Below are 25,830 nucleotides of genomic sequence, written 5' to 3'. Positions count from 1 at the left end.
TATTCATGAAAGTTCCATATATAAATTTAGCAGCACAGCATATTCCAATTATGTCTGAATTATTGGCTGAGGTTGAAAGTGTTTTAAAAACCGGTCAATTTATATTGGGAAAAACTGTTGCAGATTTTGAAAAGAAATTTGCCGAGATATGTGGGGCAAACTATGCAATAGGTGTTGCCAATGGAACAGATGCACTGGTTTTAGCTTTGAAAGTTGCAGGGATAAAAGCTGGTGATGAAGTAATTACCGCACCCAATTCTTTTTTGGCCTCGGCTTCTTCTATTGCACTGGCAGGAGCAATTCCTGTATTTGCCGATGTAAGAGATGATTTTAATATTGATCCAGAGCAAATCAAGAAATTAATAGGTCCAAAAACCAAGGCAATAATGCCTGTTCATCTGACGGGGCGACCAGCTGATATGGATGCCATAATGGACATTGCAAATGCACATAATTTAATTGTAATTGAAGATGCTGCACAAGCAGTTGGTGCCAGTTATGGAAACAAAAAAGTGGGGAGTATCGGACATCTAGCATGTTTTAGTCTACACCCATTAAAAAACTTATCGGCTGCCGGTGATGGAGGCGTTATTACAACCAATAATAAGCTTTATTATGATAAACTGATGATCATGCGCAATCATGGTTTGAAAAATAGGGATGAATGCGTTTATTGGAGTTTAAATAGCCGACTAGATGCAATGCAGGCTGCCTTATTAAATGTAAAGCTGAAATATCTGGCAAATTGGACAGATAGAAGAAGAAACCTTGCAGCTATTTATCAGGATCGTATTAAAGATTTAGTGAAAGTCCCCATGGACTCAAACAAAGAAAAAGCAGTATATCATACTTTCATTATTCAAACTGAATTTCGAGATGAGCTGCAAGAATATTTGCTTGCCAAGGATATCGAAAGTAAAGTTCATTATCCGATTCCAATTCATTTTCAAGAAGCTGCAAAACAGTTAGCTTATCAAAAAGGAGATTTTCCGGTTACCGAAGCACAAGTGGGAAAAATATTGAGTTTACCTGTTTATCCGGAACTTAGCGATGAGCAAGTGCATTATGTATGCGATACTATTATTGAATTTTTTAAGAATAAAATATGAGAACCTTAGTAACAGGTGGCTGCGGATTTATTGGCAGTCATATCGTTGAAGAATTATTAAGTAGAGGGGATGAGGTGATCGTAATCGATAATCTGAGTACCGGACGATTATTGAATATTTCACATTTAGAACATCATGCAAACCTGACATTTGTTGAAGCCGATATTTCCAATCATGAAAAGATAGAGCCTTTTTTTAAAGGAGTCGATTGGGTATTTCATATTGCTGCATTAGCCGATATTGTACCTTCGATTCAAATGCCCATGTTATATCATAATTCCAATGTAAATGGAACGGTATCGGTTTTGGAAGCTGCCAGAAAGCACAACGTAAAGCGTTTAATTTATGCCGCTTCGTCATCTTGTTATGGGATACCTGATAAATACCCAACTACTGAAACTGCTGAAATAAGACCACAATATCCATATGCCACAACCAAATATCTGGCTGAACAATATGTAATGAACTGGCATCATATTTATAATTTGCCTGTAACAAGTATGCGTTTTTTTAATGTGTATGGTCCACGATCAAGAACTTCAGGAACCTATGGTGCAGTATTTGGCGTTTTTCTGGCACAAAAACTAAACAACAAACCTTATACGGTTGTCGGAGATGGAACACAAACCCGCGACTTTACCTTTGTTTCGGATATTGCGAATGCATGTATTACCGCAGCAGAACATCCTGAAGTGGCTGGTGAAATTATGAATGTTGGTAGTGGAAATACCTATAGTGTTAATCGGCTTGTTGAGTTATTGGAAGGCGAAGTAACCTATATTCCAAAACGACCCGGAGAACCTGATTGCACCTTTGCAGACATTGCAAAAATCAGAAGATTATTGCATTGGGAACCTAAAGTGAGTTTGGAAAATGGTGTTGGTAGAATGCTGGAAGTTATTGAATATTGGCGAGAGGCACCTCTGTGGGATCCGGCAAGTATTAATGAGGCAACAAAAGATTGGATCAAATATTTAGGATAAGAATATGGCTATAACAAGTTTTCTTCCGGAGAGTAAATTCCTTCACAAAATCAGACTTTGGAAGGTAAAAAGACAAGACAGAAAACTCTATGAGGGATTGAAAGAGCTGCATATCGATTACAATGGAAAAGATCAAGTGTCCTTTTCTTTTTTAGGTGAACGTTTTACTATAAAGCTAAATCCCAATCGAAAACATAAACAGTATTTAAGCTTTCTGTTTTATTTTGTTAACGAAGAATTCTCGAACTATTTTAAATATTACATTCCCAAAAGAGGTGATGTTGTTGTTGATTTGGGAGGTTTTTTAGGAGCGGTAAGTTTTTATATGGCACATTTGGTCAAAGATTCTGGTCATGTGTATGTATTTGAACCCAATACTGCCAATAATGAGTTCATTAGAGATTTAATTGAATTGAACAATCTGAAAAATATAACCCTGATAAAAAAGGGCGTTTACAATGAAAATTCGACATTAACGTTTTATGGAACTGGTAGTTCTGGTAGTTTTAATAATATTTACGATAAGGATGTGAAGTTTGAGTTTGATGTTGTTGAATTCGATTCGTTTGTTGAAGAACGAAAACTGAAAAAAATTGATTTTATTAAATCGGATATTGAATCTGCTGAAATTGAGTTTTTATTGGGTGCTGAAAAGACCATAAAAGATGGTGTTATACGTAATATGGCCATAGCTACCTATCATCGAATAGGAGAGGGAGAAAGAGCCTATACAGAGTGCGAAAAAATACTAGCACAACATAATTGTAAATACATCACTCATATGACAAATGGATCAACTCCTTTCACAACCTATGTGAAAAATAAGAACGATAATAAAAAATCTGCTGATGTTAGGAAAGATTTATAGTCTGCAAGAGCTTTCTGAAAAGATTGCTGATCTAAAAGGACAAAAGAAGAGAATTGTTCATTGTCATGGTGTTTTTGATTTAATTCACCCAGGCCATATCAAACATTTTGAAGCAGCTAAAAAATTCGGGGATATTTTAGTAGTCACTATCACTGAAGATAAGCATGTGAACAAGGGGCCAGACAGACCAATATTTACGGAATCGTTGAGAGCAGAAAATATTGCTGCCTTGCAATATGTTGATTTTGTAGCTATAAATCGATTCCCAACTGCGATTACTGCTATTGAGGCCATTAAACCTGATTTTTATGTAAAGGGGCAAGACTATAAAAATGCAGTGGATGATATTACCGGAGGAATTATTGAAGAAAAAGAGAAGGTAGAAGAATTTGGAGGCAAACTGGTTTTTACTGAAGAAATCCAATTTAGCTCATCCAATTTAATTAATAGGCACTTAGAAGATTCATCGGAAGAAATTAAAAACTATTTAACGGATTTAAGAAGCCGGGTGTCGTATGAAAAGATAAGCGGCTATTTTGATAAAATTTCGGACTTAAAAGTTTTGGTTATTGGTGATATTATTATTGATGAATATCAATTCGTTAATCCCTTGGGAAAGGCATCAAAATCTGCAACAATAACTGCACGTAAACTTCAATCCGAGCTATATGGAGGAGGCGTATTAGCCATTGCCAACCACATGGCTGGATTTGCAAAAGAGGTCAGGTTGATTGCAAATTATGGTCAAAATGAGCAGCTAAACTACCTTGACTTTATAAAGGAAAAACTTAATCCGAAAGTCTCGTGGAAAGCAATTTTTACAGCTGATCGACCTACAGTTGTGAAGAGACGTTTTGTCGACAAAGTTTTCAAACACAAGCTGTTCGAATTAATTGAAATAAATGACTCTCCTTTCAATGCAGCTGATAAACAAAAAGTTATCGATGAATTGAAAAGTTGCGAGGAAAATTATGATTTGATAGTTGTTGCTGATTTTGGACATGGCCTCATTGATAGTGAAATTGTATCGCATATTGCAAACCTGAAATTGTTTACAGTGGTTAATGCACAAACTAACAGTGCCAATATGGGCTATAATTTACTAAGCAAGTATCCTTCTTGTGATTATTTTTCAATTGATAGAGAAGAAGCCCGACTGGCTATGCATGATAAACATGCCGATATTGAGAAGTCGGTTAAGCATTTGATCCAACAAGTGAAGGCAAAATATGGGGTTGTAACATTGGGTATTGAAGGAGCGATTATTGGAACGCTGGAGGATGAAAAATCTATAAAATCACCAGTTTTGTCGAATGAAATTATCGATACGGTTGGTGCTGGAGATGCTTTTCTTTCGGTTACAGCTTTGCTGGCTAAAATAGGTGTTCCCGCTGAAGAAATTGTCTTTATTGGCAATGCTGTAGGGGCAATGGCCGTTAAAATTTTGGGTAATAAATCCTATATTGAGAAAGTACCTTTAATGAAATATCTGAAAACACTTTTAACCTGAAAATATGTTTAAGCAATACATTGATCATTTTAGTGAAGCAGTTAGCTTGGCAGAAGCAAGCAAAGAGAATTTTGTTTCTTGCGAAATAACGAGTGCATATAATCAGGCAACTGAATTGATTAAGAGTTGTAAAAATGTTGGAGGAACTGTATATTTAGTTGGAAATGGCGGGAGTAGCGGAATTATTTCTCACTCCTCAGTAGATTTTGTCAATGCGTGTAAAATTAAAGCTGTTCCGCTTACTGATAATAGCCAAATTACTTGTTTTGCCAACGATTATGGCTATGAGCAGGTATTTAGCAAGCCACTGGAAACATTGATTAGCGAAAAGGATGTTTTAATTGCTGTAAGCAGCTCGGGTTCTTCATTAAATATTGTGAATGCAGTGCAAGTAGCCTTGCAGAAAAATGCGGGTGTAATCACCTTCTCAGGGTTTTTAGCTGATAATCCACTCAGGAAATTAGGCCATTATAACTTTTGGTTAAACTCCAATGACTATGGAGTGGTTGAAATAGGACATGCATTGCTATTGCATTTGCTTACGGATATGCTGAAAGTGGATGTATAAATTTGTTGCATTCAATTATCCATCAATTCATAACAACCCTCTTCGGATATAGTCATCCTACATATTCAATTCTATTATATCAATTAAAATAACTAAATTAAACTTTTATTATTTATGATATAATGATCAAATAATGGATGCTTTCTCTTTGATATTCTATTCTTTTGCATTTTTTTTGGTAAAAGCAGATAGGTGTTTCACACGGTGTATAAGATAAATTTAATCTGAATGAAGATTATTACTGACATCTTGAAACTTAGGGACTTGAAAAAACACAAGGGAATTTTCATCCTTACGCTATTTCTTTTACAATTTTTTTCTTTTCACATACACGCTCAATCTTTTCAACGATTATTAGGAGGTTATAGTAATGATGTACCACAAGATATAATTCAATCTCACGATAGCAATTACATTGTTGTGGGTAATACCGAAAGCTATACGAATGGTGGCAGAGATATTTTAGTTTGTAAAGTGACTAAGCAGGGCTCATTAATATGGGCGAAAACCATTGGTGGAACACAACATGATGATGGAGTGTCTATTGTTAAATGCAGCGGTGGCTATCTTGTACTTGGCACCACATTAAGTTATGGCGCTGGAAATAAGGATGTTATAGTCAGTAAAATTAATGGTTCAGGGAGTATTCTCTGGACTAAAACATACGGTGGTAGTGGTGAAGAGAATATTCATCAGATAATTGCAACCCAAGACAATAATTTCTTAATTGCCGGGTATACTTATAGTTACGGGAAGGGAGGGCGAGATGTGATGCTGCTAAAAATAAGTCCAACAGGTTCCTTGTTATGGCTTAAGACCTACGGGACTACGAATAACGATTGGGCTCATATGGTGTCAGAATTGAGTTCTGGTAGTTTACTAATTGGTGGAACTTATTTTAATGGCACCCAACATGATATTATAATTTTAAAAGCGGCTAAGAATGGATCGTTAGTTTGGGCAAAAAAATATGGAGGAACAGCTGAAGAATTTGGTTATTCTGGAAATGTTATTACTGGAGACAGCTTTTTACTTACTGGACGCACAACGAGTTATGGAAGTGGTAATTCAGATGTGATAGCTCTTAAGACAGACTCATTTGGTATAGTTAAGTGGGCTAAAGCGTATGGCGGAAGTAGTTATGATGAAGCATCTTTCATTCAGGAAATCTCATCCAAACAGATTTATTTAGTTGGGAGAACGGAAAGCTATGGTTTAGGCCAATCTGATTTATTATTCTTGAAGCTTTCCAATAATGGTAATATTCAGTGGTCCAGAGAATTTGGTGGAAATAGTATCGAAAAGCATAGAACCAATAATGCTTTCGTTAACAGTGATAACAGCATGACTATTCCTTCTCATTCAAAAAGTTTTAATATTGGAAATGGAAACTCAGCAGATGAGGATATTTATCTTATTCGTACTGATGCTAACGGCCTCATTAATTGTAATTTTAGGACAATCAGCCTAGGAACAACAAGTTTAAGTTTGACTCCAGCATCCTATAGTTTGAGTGAATTATCACACAGTCCAAGCATCAATACCATCTATATTTCATCCACTTCACGAAGTATTGTATTCTTAGACATTGAACCTCATATCAATTTAGGAACAGATACATCCATGTGTTTAAATAAAACAATGCAACTTAATGCCTATTACCTAACAGCATCCTATTTATGGAATACGAATGCAACAACTCAAAGCATTACTATTAGTTCTCCCGGAACATATCATGTCAGGGCGCAAATTGCTGAATGCAAAGGTTATGATACCATCCTTATTTCGCCAAAGTATGGAATTAGTCCTGTGTTTTCTCCTGCTGATGTTGATACAGTGTGTCCGGGGAATTCAACTACCTTTACAATCACAAATACGAATTGTTATAACTCAGTAAACTGGTACAATAATTCAAGTTCCTATAGCCTTACTTGCACCGAATCAACACCTAATAACTACGGTGTTACGCTAATTGACACAACAAATTGTGAAGTGAAGGATACGGTCAAAGTGAAAATCCATCCTTTACCAGAAGCTAATATTTCCATCAACGATACCAGCCAGTGTCTTGCTTCCAACCTCTTTGTCTTTCAGGATAGCTCTGTAATCAGTTCAGGAAGTTTAAGTTACAGTTGGGACTATGCTATTGGTGATACAAGCGGAACGGATAGTTTTGGAGTTCACTTTTCAAGCCCTGACACTTTTGCCATTAAACTGAATGTTGAAAGTGCTTATGGTTGCAAGGATTCGACATTTAGACAAATAGTTATTATCGAGAAACCGGAAGTTTTACTTTCAAGCTATAGTAATACGCTATGTGAAGGTTTGAGTTTTTGTCTGACAGACTCTGTCTCTGGAACGACACCTTTTAGTTATCAATGGAAGAAAAATGGTCAAGTAATTAATGGAGCAACAAGCAATACATTTTGCCTGTCGCCTCTCATTGCTTCTGACTCTGGAATATATAAATATGTGGTAGAGAATTCCTGTGGCAATGACTCCAGCTCGAATATATATTTGAACATAGTTCAAAAACCAGAATTGTCATTGGTTAATGAAAATGATTTCAAATCCCACAAGCCCTATATCAAATGGCAAAAGTGTTATGGTGGTTCTGCTCATGATTATTGTTTTGGCTTAAACAGAACAACGGATAACTTTTTTCTGTTTACGGGTTTTACTTCCTCCAATGATTATGATGTCTCAGGAAATAACGGGATGAAAGACTATTGGGCAGTTAAAATTAATGACTTAGGGGATACATTGTGGCAAAAATGCTTTGGGGGATCTGGCAATGAAGAATCAAAAGATATCCTTGAATTATACGAAAATCATTATTTCGTTACTGGTTTTTCGGAATATGGTAGTATAAGTGGAAATCACGGTAGCCATGATGCATATAGCGTTTTGTTTGATGGAAACGGGACACTCAAATGGCAAAAATGTGTGGGTGGTTCTTCAACAGATCAGGCCAATTGTGCGGAAAAAATAAATGAATACTCCATCGTTATCGGTGGTGTCACTTATTCAAACAATGGGGATATATCCGGAAATCATGGCAGTAGTGATATGTGGGTTTTCAAACTCGATAAATCAGGCAGTTTAAAATGGTCGACTTGTATTGGAGGAAGTGTTGCTGAAGCTTGTTATGATATCATTGTAAAAGATAATTATATTTATGCTATTGGCTATACAAATTCTTCGAACGGTAATATAACAACAAGTTATGGGGGTATGGATATTCTGCTTTCGAAATTAGATACCAATGGAAACCTCGTTTGGGCTAAAACCTATGGGGGATCAGGCTATGACTGGGGTCAGGGAATATGCGTTACCCATGATGGATTGGCATTGGCAGGGCGTACAAGTTCAAATAATACCTTTATTAACAATGCAAAAGGAGCTTATGATTATTTTATTATAGAAATAGATACACAGGGAAATATACTTTGGAAAAATCGTTATGGAGGAAGTGGCAACGATGAGGGATGGTCAATAAAACAAACACAAGACAATGGTTTTGTTTTTTCGGGTGCGTCAGCATCATCTGATAAGGATGTTTCAACGAATTATGGGACTATTGATTACTGGGTTATTAAAACGAATAGCTTGGGAAAGCTGGAATGGGAAATAAACCTTGGAGGTACATCAAATGACCAATCGGATGAAATTGTTGAAACCAAGAAAAAAGAATATTTGGTTGTTGGACGTTCTATGTCAAACAATATAGATGTTAGCGGAAACCACGGTGGCAATGATGTTTGGATAGTGAAATTGGAAGAAACCTATGAGAAAGAACTTTGTGTAAACGACAGCTTGTTTATTAATGTGACTGCAGACATTCCGGGAAATGTCAATTACCAATGGTTTAAAAACGACAGCCTTATAATTGGTGCAAATAGTGATGTCTACAGCATTGCTCATGTAAATTTATGGGATAGCGGAATTTACCATTGTGTGGCCAGTAATATGTGCTCATCCGACACACTGGAGGATATTTTTATTTACGTTCATCCGACCCCTGTTGCAAGATTTAGTATAGACGATGCTGAACAATGCCTTCATGGAAATGTCTTTCAATTCACAAATAGCACTTCAATCAACCAAAACGACAGCATCTATTATTTGTGGAGCTTTGGAGATAATTCAACAGACAGCATTAAAAATACCAGTCATAGCTATTCCACTTATGACAGCCTGCAGGTAAAATTGCTGGCTTATACTGAATTTGGCTGTGCAGATTCAATAGAGAAGAATGTCATTATCCGCCCAAGTCCTGTGGCTGATTTTACGATTAATGATACCAACCAATGTTTACCCTCAAATCTTTTTGTGTTTGAAGACAGTTCCTTTATTGGCTCAGGAAGTTTAAGTTATGGCTGGGATTATGCCATTTGCGATACAAGCGGAACCGATAGTTTCGGTGTGCATTATTCAAGCCCAGACACCTTTACCATAAAACTGAATGTGGAAAGTGCCTATGGTTGTAAAGATTCCACTTTCAAACAAATAGTGATTGTTGAAAAACCAACGATTGTAGCCCAATCTCAAGGTGATACACTTTGTGAAGGGGAAAGCATTTGTTTCCATGTGACTTGCACCGGAACAAAGCCTTTTACTTTCCAATGGAAGAAGAATGGACAAAATATAAGTGGGGCAAGCGATAGTTTTTATTGTATTTCAAATTCTGAAGCTGCGAATTCTGGTGATTATTCCTGTGAAGTTCAAAATATCTGCGGAACCGATACATCCATAATAATAAATCTAAGTGTTTATCAAAGTCCAGCATTACATATTATTCCAACACAAAGTACAACTACTGAGAAACCAAAACTCATTTGGCAAAAATGCCTTGGCGGTACAAGTACAGATGCTGCATATTCTATGGTGGCTGTTGATGATGGTTACATTATTGCCAATACAGCTAATTCAACAAATGGGCAAGTAACTGGTAATCATGGGGGTACTGATATTTGGATAGTTAAGCTTGATACAGCAAGTAATATTGTATGGAAGAAATGTTTTGGAGGATTATATGATGATTGGGCTTGGTCCATAATAAAAGCAAGAAATGAAGAAGCTTATGTAATTGCTGGTTATTCAAGTTCCTCAAATGGTGACTTGACAAAAAACAATGGAGACAAGGACTTTTGGATATTTAAAATTGATTCTGTTGGGACCCTGATATGGCAGAAATCATATGGTGGAAGTGATAATGAGGAAGCAGAATCTGTTATTCAGACATTAGATGGGGGGTATTTAGTTGTAGGCTATTCTAATTCAGATGATTATGATGTAGCTAATAATAATGGATATTCCGATGTCTGGGTACTGAAATTATCTGCATCCGGAAATTTAGAATGGTCCAAAGTCATAGGAGACAACCGGAATAATATAGCTTATTCAGTTGTACAGGATAACGATTCATTTTTATATATTTCAATAGCCACTGAAATAATCTTTCCGAAAAACATATATCTTGATTTAATCAAAACAGATAAGCATGGAAATGTAATCTGGAAAAAAACAAATCCAAATAATCAGTTTTATAATTCCTGGATTTTTCCAATTTGTTTAACGGATAACAATAAAATTGCAATAGGTGGGATTAATTATTTGGCCCTTTTGGATACTTCCGGAACTTGGATTTGTAATAGTCCTTTTTTTAATGGTCAAGCACATAGCATTTTGATTGATCAGTTTAGGAATTACTATATAGCAGGAATTAATACAGGCACAGGTGTAGAAGGATATAAAGGGAATACTGATTCGTATATTGCTAAATTGGACAAGAATCTCAATTTAGTATGGGAACACTGTTATGGTGGAACTTATAATGATCCAGCTTTATGTCTTACAAAAGACAAGAATGGCAATATAATTTTTTCAGGAGAGACCGGATCAACAAATGGAGATGTTAGTAATAATAATGGAAATTATGATGGCTGGGTTGTTAAGCTCTCAGAAACTATTTATGCTGAAATTTGTGAACGCGACTCCCTTATTTTAAAAGTTTCTTCTTCAGGGACAGAACCTATCTACTATCAATGGTTTAAAAATGGAAATGCAATCAATGGAGCTACATCAACTGAATATATTATTCCTCAAACATCCTTAAGTGATAGTGGGTGGTATTTCTGTGTAGCCAACAATATGTGCGGTAAAGACACATTAAATCAAATTCAGGTCATTATCCATGCAACACCAACTGTTTCTTTTAGCATAAATGACAATGAGCAATGCCTCAATGAAAATTATTTCCAATTCACCAACAGCACTTCCATCAATCAAAACGACAGCATCTTTTATTTGTGGAGCTTTGGCGATAATTCGATAGATAGCGTTAAGAACACTAGTCATAGTTATTCTGCTTATGATAGCCTGCAAGTAAAACTATTGGCTTATACCGATTTTGGTTGTGCAGATTCTTTGGAGAAAGGCGTAATTGTTTGGCCATCTCCCATTCCTGCTTTCTCCTTTAACGATAGCGACCAATGCTTATCCAACAACCTTTTTGTTTTGAACAATTCCTCTACAATTGGCTATGGTTCACTGGCTTATCAGTGGCAATTTGGGGATAGCAGTTCGACTACGCTTAGTGCTCCAACTCATTCATATAATGCAGATGATACATTTACAGTTCAATTAATTGCGACTTCTAATAATAGTTGTAAGGATACTCTGACCAAAGAGGTCATTGTTTTCCCTATGCCGGATGCTGATTTTTCTGTCAATGACATGGATCAATGCTTAAGCGACAACAGTTTTTATTTTACTGATTTGTCTTCAATTTCTTCAGGTTCCATAAATTATATCTGGTATTTCGGAGATAATGATACGTCAAACAGTCAAAATGCAACACATTCTTATTTGAACTTTGATACATTTACCGTCAAACTCATGGTGGTTTCTGGTCACAATTGTTGGGATTCTGCCAATACAGATGTCATTGCTTATCCAAACCCAATTGCAGGCTTTGATGTAAACGACAGTTCCCAATGCTTCTACAACAATGTATTCAACTTTACAAACAGCAGCACAATTGCCTATGGTAGTTTAGCCTATCAATGGCAGTTTGGAGATAGCACTTCGACTACGCTCAGTGCTCCAACTCATTACTATAATTCAGACGATACATTCACCGTAGAATTGAAAGTGACTTCAGACAAAGGTTGTTTGGATTCGGCTTATAAAAAGACCTACATACATCCCATGCCTCAGGCAGTTTTTTCCATCAATGATTCTGCTCAGTGTTTAATCAATAACCAGTTCAGCTTCAACAACTCATCCTCCATTAATTCTGGAACAGTGAGTTACAATTGGGATTTTGGTGATTATTCAGGAGTTTCATCTGCGACCAGTCCATCTTATTCCTATACTTTTTTTGATACATTCCTTGTCAAATTGCTCGTGACTTCTGCTATGGACTGCAAAGATTCAGCTTATAAAACAACGATTGTATTTCCAATGCCTGATGCAGATTTCTTCCTAAACGATTCAGCACAATGTTTCAACAACAATGTATTTTCCTTTAGCAATAGTTCATCAATTCCGCATGGCAGCCTAAGCTATGTTTGGGATTTTGGGGACAACACTTCGACTACGCTTAGTTCAACTAGTCATTCTTATAGTTCAGATGATACCTTCACAGTCAGCTTGCTGGCTACTTCTGATCAGAATTGTATGGATTCAGCGTTTAAAACAACTTATGTTTTCCCGAATCCGCAAATATCTTTCTCCATCAACGACAGTGACCAATGCTTTTTCGACCACGATTATGTTTTTACAAATAGCTCCACAATTGCATCCGGGACACAAAGTTATCAATGGAGTTTTGGTGACGGAGACAGTGCATTTACTCAAAATGCCCAACACTGCTATGATAATCCAGATACTTTCACAGTAAACCTGATTGCCACATCCAATTTGGATTGTTCAGATTCACTGGATAAAAACATTATCGTTTTCCCCATGCCTGTTTCAGCTTTTGCCATTGATGACAGCAGCCAATGCCTGGAAGGAAACCAGTTTGCCTTCACAAATAATTCTAACATTCCTTCAGGAAACCTGACTTATCGATGGGACTTTGGGGATAATGATACATCCCATCTGGAAAATCCGCAACATAGCTATTCCATTTTCGATACCATCACAGTCATCCTGATTACCACATCAGGGGAGGTGTGTTCAGATACAACAAGCCGCTTATTGGTTGTTCATCCGATGCCAATTGCCGATTATTTTATTTGGGATACCTCACAGTGTTTCGAACGAAATGCTTTTGGTTTTACCAATACATCCAGCATTCCCTATGGCACGATGACTTATTACTGGCGATTTGGGGATGGAGGGATAGCTTCTTTAAAAGATCCCGTTCATTCATATATGTATCCTGACACATTTGATGTTCACCTTTTGGCAACATCAGGAAATGGTTGTACTGATTCCACTTTTGGTTTTATTTACATTCATGTGCATCCTGAACCCCTTGCTGCTTTCAGTATCAACGACTCTACCCAATGTTTGAGTAACAATTTATTTGAGTTTACAAACAGTTCAACCATAAGTTCAGGGAGTGTTGATTACATCTGGTATTTTGGAGATACTGATTCTTCGAATCAAACTCATGTAAACCATACGTATCTGAACTACGACACACTGAATGTTATTTTATTGAATATTTCTGATTGGGGCTGCAAGGATTCCACCTTTAAAAAAGTAATCATCTTTCCATTACCGGAACCTGATTTTGTAATTGATTCCAATTCCCTTTGTCTGGAAAACAACCTGTTCGAGTTCACAGATACATCTAGCATTCCATATGGATTTTATTCACCCTATTGGGATTTTGGAGATTCAACTTATTCTTTTGTGAATAATCCTTCACACATCTATAGTAATCCTGATACTTTTGAAGTCAAGTTAATCCTGACTTCCAATCAATCTTGTCTGGATTCAATTTCATATCCTGTTTATGTTCATCCCATGCCAAATGCGGATTTCATTATTGATGATAATGATCAATGTTTGTATGCCAATAATTTTAGTTTCACCAATCTGTCAAACATCTTATCAGGTAGTTTTTCTTCCTTCTGGGATTATGGAGATGGCGATCAATCATCACTTGAACATGCTAATCACAGCTATTTAAATTGGGACACTTTAACGGTTGAGTTAAAAATAAACTCTGCCATGAATTGTCGCGATTCAGTGAGCAATCAAGTGGTGGTGAGGCCTATGCCAGTGGCTGAGTTTTATGTCAACGATTCATCTCAATGTTTATTTGCCAATTCATTTGCCTTTTTCAATACTTCAACTGTTCCTTATGGCAGCATGAGTTATCTGTGGGATTTCAGGGACAGTCATATAGATACAGCTCAAAGTCCAACACATGCTTTCGCTAATCACGACACTCTTTCGGTCAAGCTATTAGCAACAACACAATTCGGATGTAAAGATTCAATTGAACAAGAGATGTATGTGAGGCCTATGCCTGAGAGTGATTTCTCAGTTAATGATAGCAGTCAGTGTTTGTTTGGCAATGATTTCATTTTCACCAATCAATCAAGTATTTATTATGGATCATTAAGCTATTTATGGGACTTTCAGGATGGTATTACATCAATTCAAATCAGTCCTGATCATGTCTATAAAAATTACGATACATTTTCAGTGAAGCTCCTGCTCACTTCGAATTTCAATTGTAAAGATTCTATATCTAAATTGATGATTGTTAATCCAATGCCTGTGGCAGATTTTTCAGTTGATGATAGTAGTCAATGTCTCAGGAGTAATAACTTCAACTTTACGAATTTGTCTGTCATTCCTTATGGACAATTGAGCTACCTCTGGAATTTCCGTGACTCAACTTTTTCTTTTGCAAAAGACACCAATCATATGTATCAGGATTATGATAATTATCTAGTGAAGTTGATAATTGAATCTGCTCTTGCCTGCAAGGATTCCACAGAAAAAACGTTGTATGTGAGACCTATGCCGCTTACTGATTTTGCAATCAATGACAGCACCCAATGTCTGACTGATAATCAATTTGTTTTTACAAATAAAAGTTTAATTGGCTATGGTTCATTGACATATAATTGGTTATTTGAGAATGGAGCTTTTTCAACACTGGCAAATCCTGATTATTCTTATCAAATGGATAGTTCCTATTCAATTCGGTTGATTTCTAAATCCAATTACAATTGTTTGGATACATTAAGCAAAAAAATTGTTGTTCATCCCATGCCAGAGGCTGACTTCAGTTTCTCCTACGCCTGCATAGCCGACAGCATTATTTTTACAGATCTGTCGACAGTAAAAAATCCCGATACAGTTGTTGCCTGGAGTTGGGACTTCAAAGATGGTGGCTCATCCATTTTGCAACATCCACTTCATACCTATTATGCATCAGGAACTTATTTGACTCAGTTGATTGTTGAAACAGATAAAGGTTGTTTTGATAGCACAACAGAAAAGATTGTTATTTATCCTGATCCGGATGCTCCGCTTATTGACCGTGCAACAGTAGAAGAAGATGAATATGTTAAGATCGAATGGTTACCAGCTACTCAAGGCCGCCCCGAAACCTATGTGATGGAGAAGTCACCAGATAATTTTAATTTCAGTCATCTGAAGGACTTTCTACCCGATGAAGTAGAATACAACGACCTAGCAGTTAGTGTAGATGATTTGTCCTATACCTATCGACTGTATATTATTGATAGTTGCCAGCATTTGAGTCCTCTCAGTAATATTGGGAAATCAATATTGTTGAAAGTGGATACCACCGATCAGTTCCCTGTTTTGTTTTGGTCAGCCTATGAATATTGGTCACAAGGCGTGCAGGAATATCAAGTCATGCTAAGTGAGAGTGTGTCTGGAACATATACCTATTTGAATAGTGTTATCGATAGTCCTCTCTCATACACAGAACAGGAAACAAATAGGAATCAGAGCAAGTATTGCTATTCCATCATAGCACAAAGAAATCTTGATAATCAGGTTTCTGTTTCCAATGAAGTTTGTATTCCAACTCCTTTCAGGTTGTTTGTACCCAATTCATTTACGCCAAATGGAGATGGTTTAAATGATTACTTTGAGGTCAAAGGAATTTTTATTACTGATTTTTATATAGTGATCTATAATCGGTGGGGAGAAAAAATGTTCGAGTCGGATAATATAGAGAATCAATGGGATGGGAGGTTTAAAGAGAAAGCCTGTCAGCTAGGCGATTATTATTATCATATTAGCGCAAGGGGTACACAAACTCAAAAGAAATTCATAAAAGGAACAATTACTTTGTTGCGTTAACTTGATTCATTAAATGAATTAATTACTTAATTTTGAGTTAGTTCTCTTACTTTAATCTATTAATTACTCTTACTATGAAAAAGTTTTGGATCGTCTTAATTCTAGGTTTATTCTTTTGTTCATGCACTTTTGCGCAGCATATTTTCCAGAAACATTATGGTACACAAATAGGAAGTGATTATGTTAGGAAAATCATTCCGACAAGTGATGGGGGCTATGCAAGCACGGGTTATACCACAAGCTTTGGTAAAGGCGATAAGGATATGTATTTGGCTAAATTCAGCTTTGAAGGAAATATGATGTGGTCTATGACATATGGAGCAGAAGGACACGATGAAGGAATTTCCTTGATAGAAAATTCCGATGGTGGTTATTTAATTGTAGGGTATACCTGGACCAATACGTTCGGTGAAAACGATATTTATGTTGTTAAAACCAATGCAAACGGGCAAATGATGTGGAACAAAACTTTTGGCGGATCCTTAAAAGAACTGGCTTGGGATGTTGTTGAGTTAAGTAATCAGAAGTATCTTTTATTGTGTCAAACACAGTCTTATTCTCATGGTTTAATGGATATCTGTTTAATGAAGATTACATCCACTGGTGGTTTTGAATGGGCAAAATCCTATGGAGGAGTACAAAACGAATGGTGCTATAATATGCGTAAAACAAATGATGGGAAATACCTATTGGCAGGTGCTACTTTTACGTATGGATCGGGTAAGCACGATATGTTGCTCATGAAAGTTGATGAAAATGGAATCATTGATTTCTGTACTATTGTTGGAGGAGCCTCTGAAGATTATGCTTATTGTGCTAATCAGGATGGTTTAGGAAACTATTTAATAGGTGGTAAAACAAGTTCTCCCGCTAACAATCAGGAAAATATATTTGTTAAACTGGACAATAATGCGAATTTGGTCTGGCAAAAATATTTTGGTGGAAATGGTGAAGAAGTAATTATGAATATACTTACTACGGTAGAAAATGGTTATTTCGTAAATGGATGGACATACTCCTATTCGGCAGGAGAACGAGATGTTTTCCTGTCCAATTTCAGCACCGATGGAAAACTAAACTGGCTGAAAGCCTATGGTGGTGGTGAGGATGAGGTAGTTCCAACAAAATCGTCATTTATTGTCAATGAGAAAATAGTAATTGGAGCAAATACCAAATCATTTAGCTCCTCTACATTCAGAGCAACAGAATGGGATGGCTATTTGATTAAAGCAGATTATTCGGGTAATTCTGGTTGTTACGAAAGTGATTATTACCCTAGCGAGTCAAACGCAAATTTGTCAATTAGTGATATTACTACTACAATAGGAGTTATGTCAGCAAGTTTTAAAACATCCATTCTTGGAGATGATTTGGAGGCAGGTTTGGAATCATATTCACTGTGTTTTACAGGTATTTCTGAAAATGAAAAAACAGAGAATAGGATTGTATTGAACAATCCTTTTACTAATTTCTTGAAAATTCAGTTGGACGAATCTTTTGATAATAGTGCGACAATAATCATTCGCGATATATTAGGCAAAGAAGTTTTTGTGAAGAATTATTCATCATCAATAAACTCATTCCATATTCAAACTGAAACATGGGAAAATGGAGTTTACATTGTGGAATTGCATACAGACCAGCTTGTAAACAGCATTAAAGTATTGAAGCAATAAAACGAATGCCTATTTCGACTCAGTCGAAAACTTTTGATAAGCTTTTTCTAATTTCTGATCAAAATTTCCTTTTGCGTTTGCAGGACCATTGTATTTTGTAGCAAATTCTTTCCAGTTCTTTTCTTGTATATCCTCAACTAGTTTACGCGATACCAGGTATTGACAAAATGCTTCCAATTGTTCTTTTTCAGTTTTATAAACATTGTAAACCAACTCACTAATGCTATTGAATCCGCATTTCTTAAAATCTTGACCTGAAATCTGAAACATACCCCAATTGGTTGACAGATAAGCCGATTCTTTTTCAATAGATTTTGCTACTTCCAAACGCTCGTATTCTTTTTCATTTTGTCTGATATATTTTCTTGACCATCGCTCATAAACAATGTTTGGATGTTTCTCGACTAAGCTTTTTGGATCAATATCTCTTTTAATCAGTTCTTTCCAGAATTTTTGTCCGTGAAAAGCAATACTTGGTTTACCGTCAGCATAAAAACCTTTGGCCTTTGCTTCAACTTCAATAACTGATTTTAATGCAGCAATATCAATTTTATATTTGTTCGCTGCATCAATAATCTCATTGTCAGTAAGTTCTTTGCCTTTTTTAATTGTCTTTTCGGTTATCTTTTGCTCAATTTTTTGTTGTTCAATTTTTTGCTGCTCAATTCTTTGCTGATCCTTTTTTTGTAATTCTTTCTTATGTTGCTCTTCTACAGGTTTGTTTTTTTCGGTTACCTTTTTAAGCTTGTCTTTAAATTGCTGTAATTTTGGAGTTGAGCTGGTATCATCAGCAACTGTTTTTGCCTGTACAGTTTGGTGAATAGGTTTACTTTGGGTTGATTTAGCCGAATATTGTGGGCTCCGCTTCATATTAGCAACTAAATTGTGTATTTTTTTTCTATTTTCTTCCCTGTCAGTTTTGTGTTCAGGAGTAAGTGAAGGTTTTCCAGGAACTTCTTCCACAAATAAAGTTTGGGTTGGGAAGGCCCATCTGATGTCTAACTCCTCAGCCAGCTTCATAACAAGTAAAAGCAATTCGTGGCGATATCTTAATTCCAATTGCCAATTATCAGCTACGAAAAATACATAAAGCATAACGTTGAGGGAGTGGCTTCCAAGGTTGTTTAGTTGAACAATATAATAATCTTTACGAGTATGCGGATGTGCTTTTATGATAGCTCGAATTCCTTCAACAAAGCTTTCTACTTTTACAGGAGGCGTATCATACGTTATTGCTAATTGTGTACTTAATCTTCTATAAGTTCTTAATCCCATATTGTCAATGGAAAAGTCAGCTAGTTTACCATTTGGAATGGTAATCAATGAATTTTGGAATGTACGAATCCGGGTTGAACGAAAACCAACTTCTTCAACTGTGCCATCAACGCCATCGCTCACAATCCAATCTCCAATTTGAAAGGGTTTGTCAAGGAATATCATCAACGATCCGAAGAGGTTTTTGATGGTATCTTGTGCTGCCAATGCAAAAGCAATACCTCCAATTGAGATACCTGCTAACAAAGCCATGATATTGAAATCAAGGTTTTGCAGAACAAATAAAACACCAATGATCACCACAAAAACTTTCATCGATTTGGTTACTAAAGGAACCAATTGGTCATCCATTGTACTTTCTGATTTCAAAGCAGCTTTAAACAAATAGGCACCTAAAACATCAACTAATCGATACAACATAATGATGATAAATAGGGAAATAAATACCGTATCAATAATGATTAAGGTGTTGTTAGCTTTTGCTCCAAACTGCAGAACAGGGATGAAAATAAGAAGCAATAAACTTATTAATAAACCACTTAATGGTTTAGTTAGAGGCTTGATAAATGTTTTTGCCAAATTTGGGCTTATAAAAACCTGAACTATTCGATAAATAAAAAAACCGAATATCCATCTGAATAAGAAGTATAAGATGGCTAAAAAGACAATAATGATTAGAATCCCAATCCATTGCCAGATTTGTATACCCAGAAATTTATCTGATCCTGCTTTAGGAAGCAGAGTTAAGAATTTATCGGTTCCAAAACGGAAAATACTTTTATGAATACTGGGGATTGCTTCTATTGTTTCTGCAGAATACAGCCACTTCCCGTTTGCTTTTTCGAGATATACTTCAGGTAGTTCGGAAAAAGGTGTGTAAACGGACTTAGTGGCAATGCTATCACCATAGTTAGGATTAGTAGGTAATTTGCCATATTTAACCAATAAGCCCTTGCTATCAAAAATCTGTTTCAGTTTTATGGCCAGATTACGTGCCTCTTTAATTTCCCCATTGAAATTTAATGTAGATGCTGCTCTATCTAAATTGAAATGTGCATCATTGAGACTTTCGATGTGCGTATAGATTGTATTATGAGGACTTTTTAAATTAAAATACTGTTTGTTGGCGTATGATTCGAACAGAAACAGACTAATTATTAGTGTTATTATAATGGCTTTAATCTTCATGTGAAGTTGTTTTATATGGAATTATTATATTTTTAAAAAATGTGAGCCTCTCACCAGAGTTGAACTGGCGACCTACTAATTACGAATCAGTTGCTCTACCACTGAGCTAGAGAGGCAATGCTGTAATTCGGTGCAAATTTACGAATATTAAATTCTTTGAGGTTTTAATTAAATGAGGGTTTAATATATTCTTAATCTACAATTGTGAATGAGGGTTTAAAAATGCTTTTGTGTCCACTCACTTCGTCTTTTACTCTCAATTTGAAAGTATATTGTCCGGTTTCATTTAGTTCACTGGCTTGCCAAACTGCGTATAAAAAGGGAATAGTATCCTTACTTTCTGTGAAATCTTCATCGCCCAAATAGTTTTCTTTTTCGAAAACACTTTTCTTTTTACCATATAGAATTTCAACATCCATATTCAATTTGACAAGGGAGTCTGAATCAGCTTCAAAAGGTCCGACATTCAGTAGATACACAATAATCGTCTGGCTCTTCTGAAAAACTGCATCAGATTGTTTCACTTGATATCCATATTCATCAATGTAATAGAAAAGATAGCCTTCTGCATCTAAATTATTATTGATGTTGCATGAATACTGCGTGAAAATGAGGCTGAAAATAATCAGAAAAAAGCCTATTCTTTTCGTTGAAAAAACAAAGCTCATGTTAATTGATATTAATCCTTTCTTTGATAACAGACGTGCTTTTACTATCTGTAATTTTAGAAATCAGTTCTCCAATAAATCCTGCAAGGAATAACACAACTCCAATCATCAACATCAGGAGTGCAATAAAAAAAAGTGGTTTCTCAATAATGTCGCGACCTTCATAGGAGTCTACAAAACGAGCATAAAACTTTTCACTAATAAGCCAAACAGTAATGATAAAACCAGCTAAAAATGAGAGTATTCCCAGACTCCCAAAAAAATGCATGGGCCGTTTGCTGAATTTTGAGACAAACATAATGGAAAGTAAATCGAGAGGACCTCTTATGAATCGTTCTAAGCCAAACTTTGTTTCGCCATATTTTCTGGCCTGATGTAAAACAACTTTTTCTCCGATTTTCGAAAAGCCTTGCCATTTAGCTAATACAGGAATATAGCGATGCATTTCACCATACACATTGATGCTCTTTACGACCTCCGATTTATACGCTTTTAATCCGCAATTAAAATCATGGAGTTTAATGCCTGTTAACCTTCGGGTTGCCCAATTATAAAGCTTTGTGGGTATGGTTTTACTAATCGGATCAAAACGTTTTTTCTTCCAGCCAGAAACAATATCATAGCCATCAGTTTTGATCATCTTGAATAACTCGGGTATTTCTTCTGGACTATCTTGTAAATCAGAATCCATGGTTATCACCACATCACCTTTTGATAATCTGAATCCTTCGTTTAAAGCAGCCGACTTACCATAATTCCTTCTGAAGCTAAGACCTTTGATGGCAGCGTTATTTTTTGACAGTGTTTTGATAATTGACAAAGACTGATCGGTGCTTCCATCGTCAATAAATATAACTTCATAGCTGAACTTGTGCTCAGTCATGACCCTTTCAATCCATTCAGTAAGTTCTGTTAAGGATTCTTCTTCATTTAATAGTGGGATAACAAGACTAATATCCATATGCAACTTAATTTAAGGGAACTTCGTTGATGTCTTTTTTAATAGCAGCAGCAATTATTAAGGAGATAATACTATAGAACAAAATTGTAAAACCAAAAGATTTAACTGCTTTAGGACCGGTATAGGTGAAATCCTTTGAATCGAGCATTTCAATCATCTCATCCTTTTTAGTGTCCTCCATTGGAGATTTATCGAGCTGTTTTTCCATCCGCTCAATAGCTGTAATTTTTACTTTTTCAGGATATTCAGAATCAATAACTGTATAAAGTAAAATGTTAAAAACTGAAGAAAGTAATGCAACAATAATGAAAGCTGAAATTGCTGTAGTAAAAGCTTCTGTAAAAGTTATTATTCCTTCTAATTGTTTTCTAAATTCCTTTACAGCAACAATAACAAGGAAAATAATTAAGACAAAGATAAGGATGTTAGCAACTGAACTAATCCACCATTGGCTTTTGAATGCCAAACCCAACGTATAGAATATAGTTCCTGAGAGTACAGAAATTAATCCACACATCAATCCATATTTTGCTGCGATTTTTATCATGTTTTTATTTTAATAGTTTAGGTGATGTTCCACTTATATTAGGGCTTGGTCAAAATTAGTTAATTTTAAATGAAGAATAAAAGTTTAAGAACTATTATCTGAATAATCGAATAATGAGAATTTCACAAAGAAGGAAAAACAAAGTTAAAAGGATTAGAATTTTCCAAAATACCTTTTGATTATTGATCTCCGCTATACGTGAACTAATCTTTTCAACTGAAGTATTTACATATTCAATTCGATTATCTTTTGCGAATTCACTAAGTTCATCTTGGGAATAGACCTTTGTTACAGACTCAATTCTGTTGGTATTTATGGCCACTTTTGCAGAATTATTTGATGTAGTATCATCTGCCAATAGGGTGTAAAAGCCTGTGGATGAAAATTCATCTGTTAAGTAAAAATACAAACGACCATTTATTAGTTTGTAACTTGGAATGAAGTCTTTATTTCCTCGTCTGAATTTGATTGACTTCATGTCCATTTTACTGTCTGGGATAGTAAAAGATCGATCTTTACCTATTTGGTAGGAAATTGTATTGGATGCATTCTGATACAATGCTGAGGAATAAATTATGGGTAAAAACAACCATTGATTATAAAAATTACTCCATTCAGGATGAGTAGGGGAGCTTAGCACAAACACATATCCATTTCCTACTTGACTTAGTGTTAAAAAAGGATCTCCATTTTTTAAAGTCAATAAGTTTTTTTCAGCATAATACCTGTCTTTACTTCGGGAATAATATTTTTGAACAAGAGGGAGGTCAATGTTCTTTTCAATTCCTTCAAAAACATTTTTCAAGAAATCGTGGCTATAGTCAATCTTATCAATTTTTTGTTTGTTCGCAACGATTTTTTCAAAAGGGCTAATCAATAAATCATTAAATAATTGCTTGTATTCCTCAGTATTGAACAATTTATTTGATGAAGGAATAATAAACACATTTCCTCCATTGATTAAATAATCTGTTAAATCAGCTCTTAATTCATCCGGAATGTCTGCTAATTCGTTAAGAATAATTAAGTCTTTATTCGTACTATTTTCATGGGAATAGTTTGATGAGCTTATATTTTCTGTTTTGAAAAATGGATCAGTCTTAAAAACAGAATTCATTACAGGATTTTCGTTATTTGATACGAGCAATATGTTGCTCTGGCTTTTGATGAAAAAGCTGATAAAGTATGTGTCATCAAAAGTTAGCGGATAATCGTCAATGCTAAGAGTGCCCGTATTCCAACCAGCTTGATACAGCTTAAATTCAATTGAAAACACATCACTTGATTGGGCAGGAAGACTACAATTAGTTACTATTTCTTTTCCATTCAAATTAAGTCGTAAGGTATTTTGATCCATTTTCTCATCAGACGAATTAATTATTCGAACCTGTAAAGATGCCTGGTGATTTAAACTTAAAATTGGGCTGGCGAACCAAACAGAATCAATGTATATATTGTTGATACTTAGTGCTTCTTCCTGTACAAGATAATAGTTTGAACTACTATCAAAGTTGATTTTTGCGAGATTTGATGTGCTTTTTTGGAAGTCTGAAATCAAATAAACTATATGAGAACCAATATTATCAGATGTGGCTTCGATTTTATCTGTTATGGTTTCCAACTGAACAGATCGGGAATTCAGCTGCATTTCTTCTAAAATAGATATTGCTCTTTCCTGATTATAGTATTTTTCTTCTTTTGGTGATAAATCATTAGTCAGGAGTTGAAACTCATCATTTACTTGAAAATTATGAACAATGTCGATTGCCGTATTTCTGGCCTGTTCAAAAAGCGTATTTGATTTTCCAGTATTTTCCATACTGGGTGAATTATCAATATAAATGCTAATTGATTTTTTACCGCTTCCCAGCGTTTGGATATTGTTTTTAAAATAGGGTTGTGCGAAAGCAAAAACTAAAAATGTGATAGCTAATAATCGGCAAATAAGTATTAGGATATGCTTGATTTTTGTTTTTGTCTGTTTTTCATTTTTCAGTGATTGAATGAATTTAATATTGCTAAAAAAGATGGTTTTAAATCTGCGGAAATGAAAGAGATGAATAATAATAGGTATACTTAACAAGCTTAGTGCCCAGAGAAATTGAGGGTAGAGAAAATTCATGTTTATCTTTCAGCAAATTTCAGACAAAAAAAAAGCTCCCTGAATTCAGGAAGCTTTTTTTTACTATTTAATATCATTATTTCTGTACACGTACATCAATTGTAATTGCACCGGTATTATCATAAGAACTAATATCCTTTACTCTGAAAATACCATATTTATTTTTTGATGTTTTGAAAACTACATGTGAAGATTGTGTTCCACCAGTACCATCAAATAAGAAATTTGCCAATGCTTCAACAGGTTGGGCAGCAGTAGCATATATCTGTGCGATACGAGTTGAAGTTAAAACATCCCATTCTGTAGTTGGCATAGAAGCAACTTTTCTGAATCTTGTTGCATTTCTAGTACTCCAGTCCTGAACTAAAAGAGATGAAATTTTACCAGCGGCATTACCAAAAACATTGTCATTATCTGGTGAAGCAATTGTTGCTGTGTTGGAAGTACCATAGAAATAAATTAAATCGATGGTTGATTGTCCACTTGTTTGTGCATCAGCAACTTTGAAAATTGTTTTAGTTGATGTAGCATAAAAACTTCCAATATCAGGATTGTTTTGTGCTCCAAGAATGATGCCTTCAACAGTACTTAAACCAGATAAATCTTTCACGGTTAAAACAAACGCTTTAGTTCCGATTAAGCCATCTTTATCTTCAGCAGAAACACTAACAGTAATCACATCGTCCTCATTTACAGTAGCAGGAACAGTGTAATCGTAATTGATAACTTTATACTGAGCATCAACAGGATCTACATTCCAAGATATAGATGTATCGCCACCAGCACTGTAGTTAACCTCAAATTTGACAATTTTTAAGTCAGCTTTTGAATCAGCATTTGCATTTGCTTCAATATGGAATGTGATAACTTCTCCTTTAGCCACGTCAAATGCTAAACTTTGCGGAGGGTTAACAGACAAGGTTGGTAATTTTGCTTTAGGATCGTCTGGAATAATTGGCTCACCGCATGACCAAATTCCTAAAGCAATCATTGCCAATATCCCAAAAGATAATATCAATTTAGCATTCTTCATAGTTGTAAT

The 25,830-nt window shown here is 35.4% G+C and carries 13 protein-coding genes and 1 tRNA gene; 7 read left to right on the top strand and 7 right to left on the bottom strand.

Annotation, left to right across the window (positions count from 1 at the left end):
* The first annotated feature begins 5 nt into the window (after positions 1-5).
* The 7 genes from HOG71_00885 to HOG71_00855 all read left to right on the top strand — a co-directional run bounded on the left by HOG71_00885 (position 6) and on the right by HOG71_00855 (position 18,027).
* Positions 6-1,109: a DegT/DnrJ/EryC1/StrS family aminotransferase gene (locus HOG71_00885; protein ID MBT5989385.1), complete on the top strand. Its 1,104-nt coding sequence runs from the start codon at positions 6-8 to the stop codon at positions 1,107-1,109.
* The gene (locus HOG71_00880) at positions 1,106-2,092 is read left to right on the top strand and encodes an SDR family oxidoreductase (protein ID MBT5989384.1); all 987 of its coding nucleotides are present in this window, start codon (positions 1,106-1,108) and stop codon (positions 2,090-2,092) included. The genes HOG71_00885 and HOG71_00880 overlap by 4 nt, the downstream gene beginning before the upstream one ends.
* 4 nt (positions 2,093-2,096) lie before the next feature.
* Positions 2,097-2,960: an FkbM family methyltransferase gene (locus HOG71_00875; protein MBT5989383.1), complete on the top strand. Its 864-nt coding sequence runs from the start codon at positions 2,097-2,099 to the stop codon at positions 2,958-2,960.
* On the top strand, positions 2,941-4,470 hold the full coding sequence (locus HOG71_00870; GenBank protein ID MBT5989382.1) for an adenylyltransferase/cytidyltransferase family protein: 1,530 nt from the start codon (positions 2,941-2,943) through the stop codon (positions 4,468-4,470). Before HOG71_00875 ends, HOG71_00870 begins: the two co-directional genes overlap by 20 nt.
* A 4-nt stretch (positions 4,471-4,474) precedes the next feature.
* The gene (locus HOG71_00865; protein MBT5989381.1) at positions 4,475-5,038 is read left to right on the top strand and encodes an SIS domain-containing protein; all 564 of its coding nucleotides are present in this window, start codon (positions 4,475-4,477) and stop codon (positions 5,036-5,038) included.
* Between the two features lie 228 nt (positions 5,039-5,266).
* Complete coding sequence (locus HOG71_00860) at positions 5,267-16,351, top strand: PKD domain-containing protein (protein ID MBT5989380.1); 11,085 nt, start codon at positions 5,267-5,269, stop codon at positions 16,349-16,351.
* Between the two features lie 74 nt (positions 16,352-16,425).
* Positions 16,426-18,027, top strand: a complete 1,602-nt coding sequence (locus tag HOG71_00855; GenBank protein MBT5989379.1) for a T9SS type A sorting domain-containing protein — start codon at positions 16,426-16,428, stop codon at positions 18,025-18,027.
* A 9-nt stretch (positions 18,028-18,036) separates the two neighbouring features.
* On the opposite strand, the gene HOG71_00850 is transcribed toward HOG71_00855, so the two are convergent.
* The 7 genes from HOG71_00850 to HOG71_00820 form a co-directional block, all read right to left on the bottom strand.
* Positions 18,037-20,490 carry a DUF3380 domain-containing protein gene (locus HOG71_00850; protein ID MBT5989378.1) on the bottom strand — a complete coding sequence of 818 codons (2,454 nt, stop codon included), beginning with the start codon at positions 20,488-20,490 and terminating at the stop codon, positions 18,037-18,039.
* 44 nt (positions 20,491-20,534) lie between these two features.
* Positions 20,535-20,606: transfer RNA gene (locus tag HOG71_00845), tRNA-Thr, on the bottom strand.
* Positions 20,607-20,681: 75 nt separating this feature from the next.
* Positions 20,682-21,158: a hypothetical protein gene (locus tag HOG71_00840; protein MBT5989377.1), complete on the bottom strand. Its 477-nt coding sequence runs from the start codon at positions 21,156-21,158 to the stop codon at positions 20,682-20,684.
* 1 nt (position 21,159) lies between these two features.
* A complete protein-coding gene (locus HOG71_00835; GenBank protein MBT5989376.1) occupies positions 21,160-22,119 on the bottom strand; it encodes a glycosyltransferase family 2 protein in 960 nt (319 codons plus the stop codon).
* Between the two features lie 7 nt (positions 22,120-22,126).
* Positions 22,127-22,666 carry a DUF4199 domain-containing protein gene (locus HOG71_00830; protein ID MBT5989375.1) on the bottom strand — a complete coding sequence of 180 codons (540 nt, stop codon included), beginning with the start codon at positions 22,664-22,666 and terminating at the stop codon, positions 22,127-22,129.
* 94 nt (positions 22,667-22,760) lie between these two features.
* Positions 22,761-24,788, bottom strand: a complete 2,028-nt coding sequence (locus tag HOG71_00825) for a hypothetical protein (protein ID MBT5989374.1) — start codon at positions 24,786-24,788, stop codon at positions 22,761-22,763.
* Between the two features lie 76 nt (positions 24,789-24,864).
* Positions 24,865-25,821: a hypothetical protein gene (locus HOG71_00820; GenBank protein ID MBT5989373.1), complete on the bottom strand. Its 957-nt coding sequence runs from the start codon at positions 25,819-25,821 to the stop codon at positions 24,865-24,867.
* Positions 25,822-25,830: the final 9 nt, after the last annotated feature.

The sequence above is a fragment of the Bacteroidota bacterium genome (assembly GCA_018698135.1).
Lineage (GTDB): Bacteria > Bacteroidota > Bacteroidia > CAILMK01 > JAAYUY01 > JABINZ01.
Note: the sequence above shows the minus strand (reverse complement) of the source record. Positions and strands in the feature narration are given on the sequence as shown.

Excerpts from the sequence above, each read along its gene's own strand:
- HOG71_00825 (MBT5989374.1), bottom strand. The coding sequence starts at position 24,788 with ATGAATTTTCTCTACCCTCAATTTCTCTGGGCACTAAGCTTGTTAAGT.
- HOG71_00835 (MBT5989376.1), bottom strand. The coding sequence starts at position 22,119 with ATGGATATTAGTCTTGTTATCCCACTATTAAATGAAGAAGAATCCTTA.
- HOG71_00865 (MBT5989381.1), top strand. The coding sequence starts at position 4,475 with ATGTTTAAGCAATACATTGATCATTTTAGTGAAGCAGTTAGCTTGGCA.
- HOG71_00840 (MBT5989377.1), bottom strand. The coding sequence starts at position 21,158 with ATGAGCTTTGTTTTTTCAACGAAAAGAATAGGCTTTTTTCTGATTATT.
- HOG71_00850 (MBT5989378.1), bottom strand. The coding sequence starts at position 20,490 with ATGAAGATTAAAGCCATTATAATAACACTAATAATTAGTCTGTTTCTG.
- HOG71_00820 (MBT5989373.1), bottom strand. The coding sequence starts at position 25,821 with ATGAAGAATGCTAAATTGATATTATCTTTTGGGATATTGGCAATGATT.
- HOG71_00875 (MBT5989383.1), top strand. The coding sequence starts at position 2,097 with ATGGCTATAACAAGTTTTCTTCCGGAGAGTAAATTCCTTCACAAAATC.
- HOG71_00870 (MBT5989382.1), top strand. The coding sequence starts at position 2,941 with ATGTTAGGAAAGATTTATAGTCTGCAAGAGCTTTCTGAAAAGATTGCT.
- HOG71_00830 (MBT5989375.1), bottom strand. The coding sequence starts at position 22,666 with ATGATAAAAATCGCAGCAAAATATGGATTGATGTGTGGATTAATTTCT.
- HOG71_00860 (MBT5989380.1), top strand. The coding sequence starts at position 5,267 with ATGAAGATTATTACTGACATCTTGAAACTTAGGGACTTGAAAAAACAC.
- HOG71_00855 (MBT5989379.1), top strand. The coding sequence starts at position 16,426 with ATGAAAAAGTTTTGGATCGTCTTAATTCTAGGTTTATTCTTTTGTTCA.
- HOG71_00885 (MBT5989385.1), top strand. The coding sequence starts at position 6 with ATGAAAGTTCCATATATAAATTTAGCAGCACAGCATATTCCAATTATG.
- HOG71_00880 (MBT5989384.1), top strand. The coding sequence starts at position 1,106 with ATGAGAACCTTAGTAACAGGTGGCTGCGGATTTATTGGCAGTCATATC.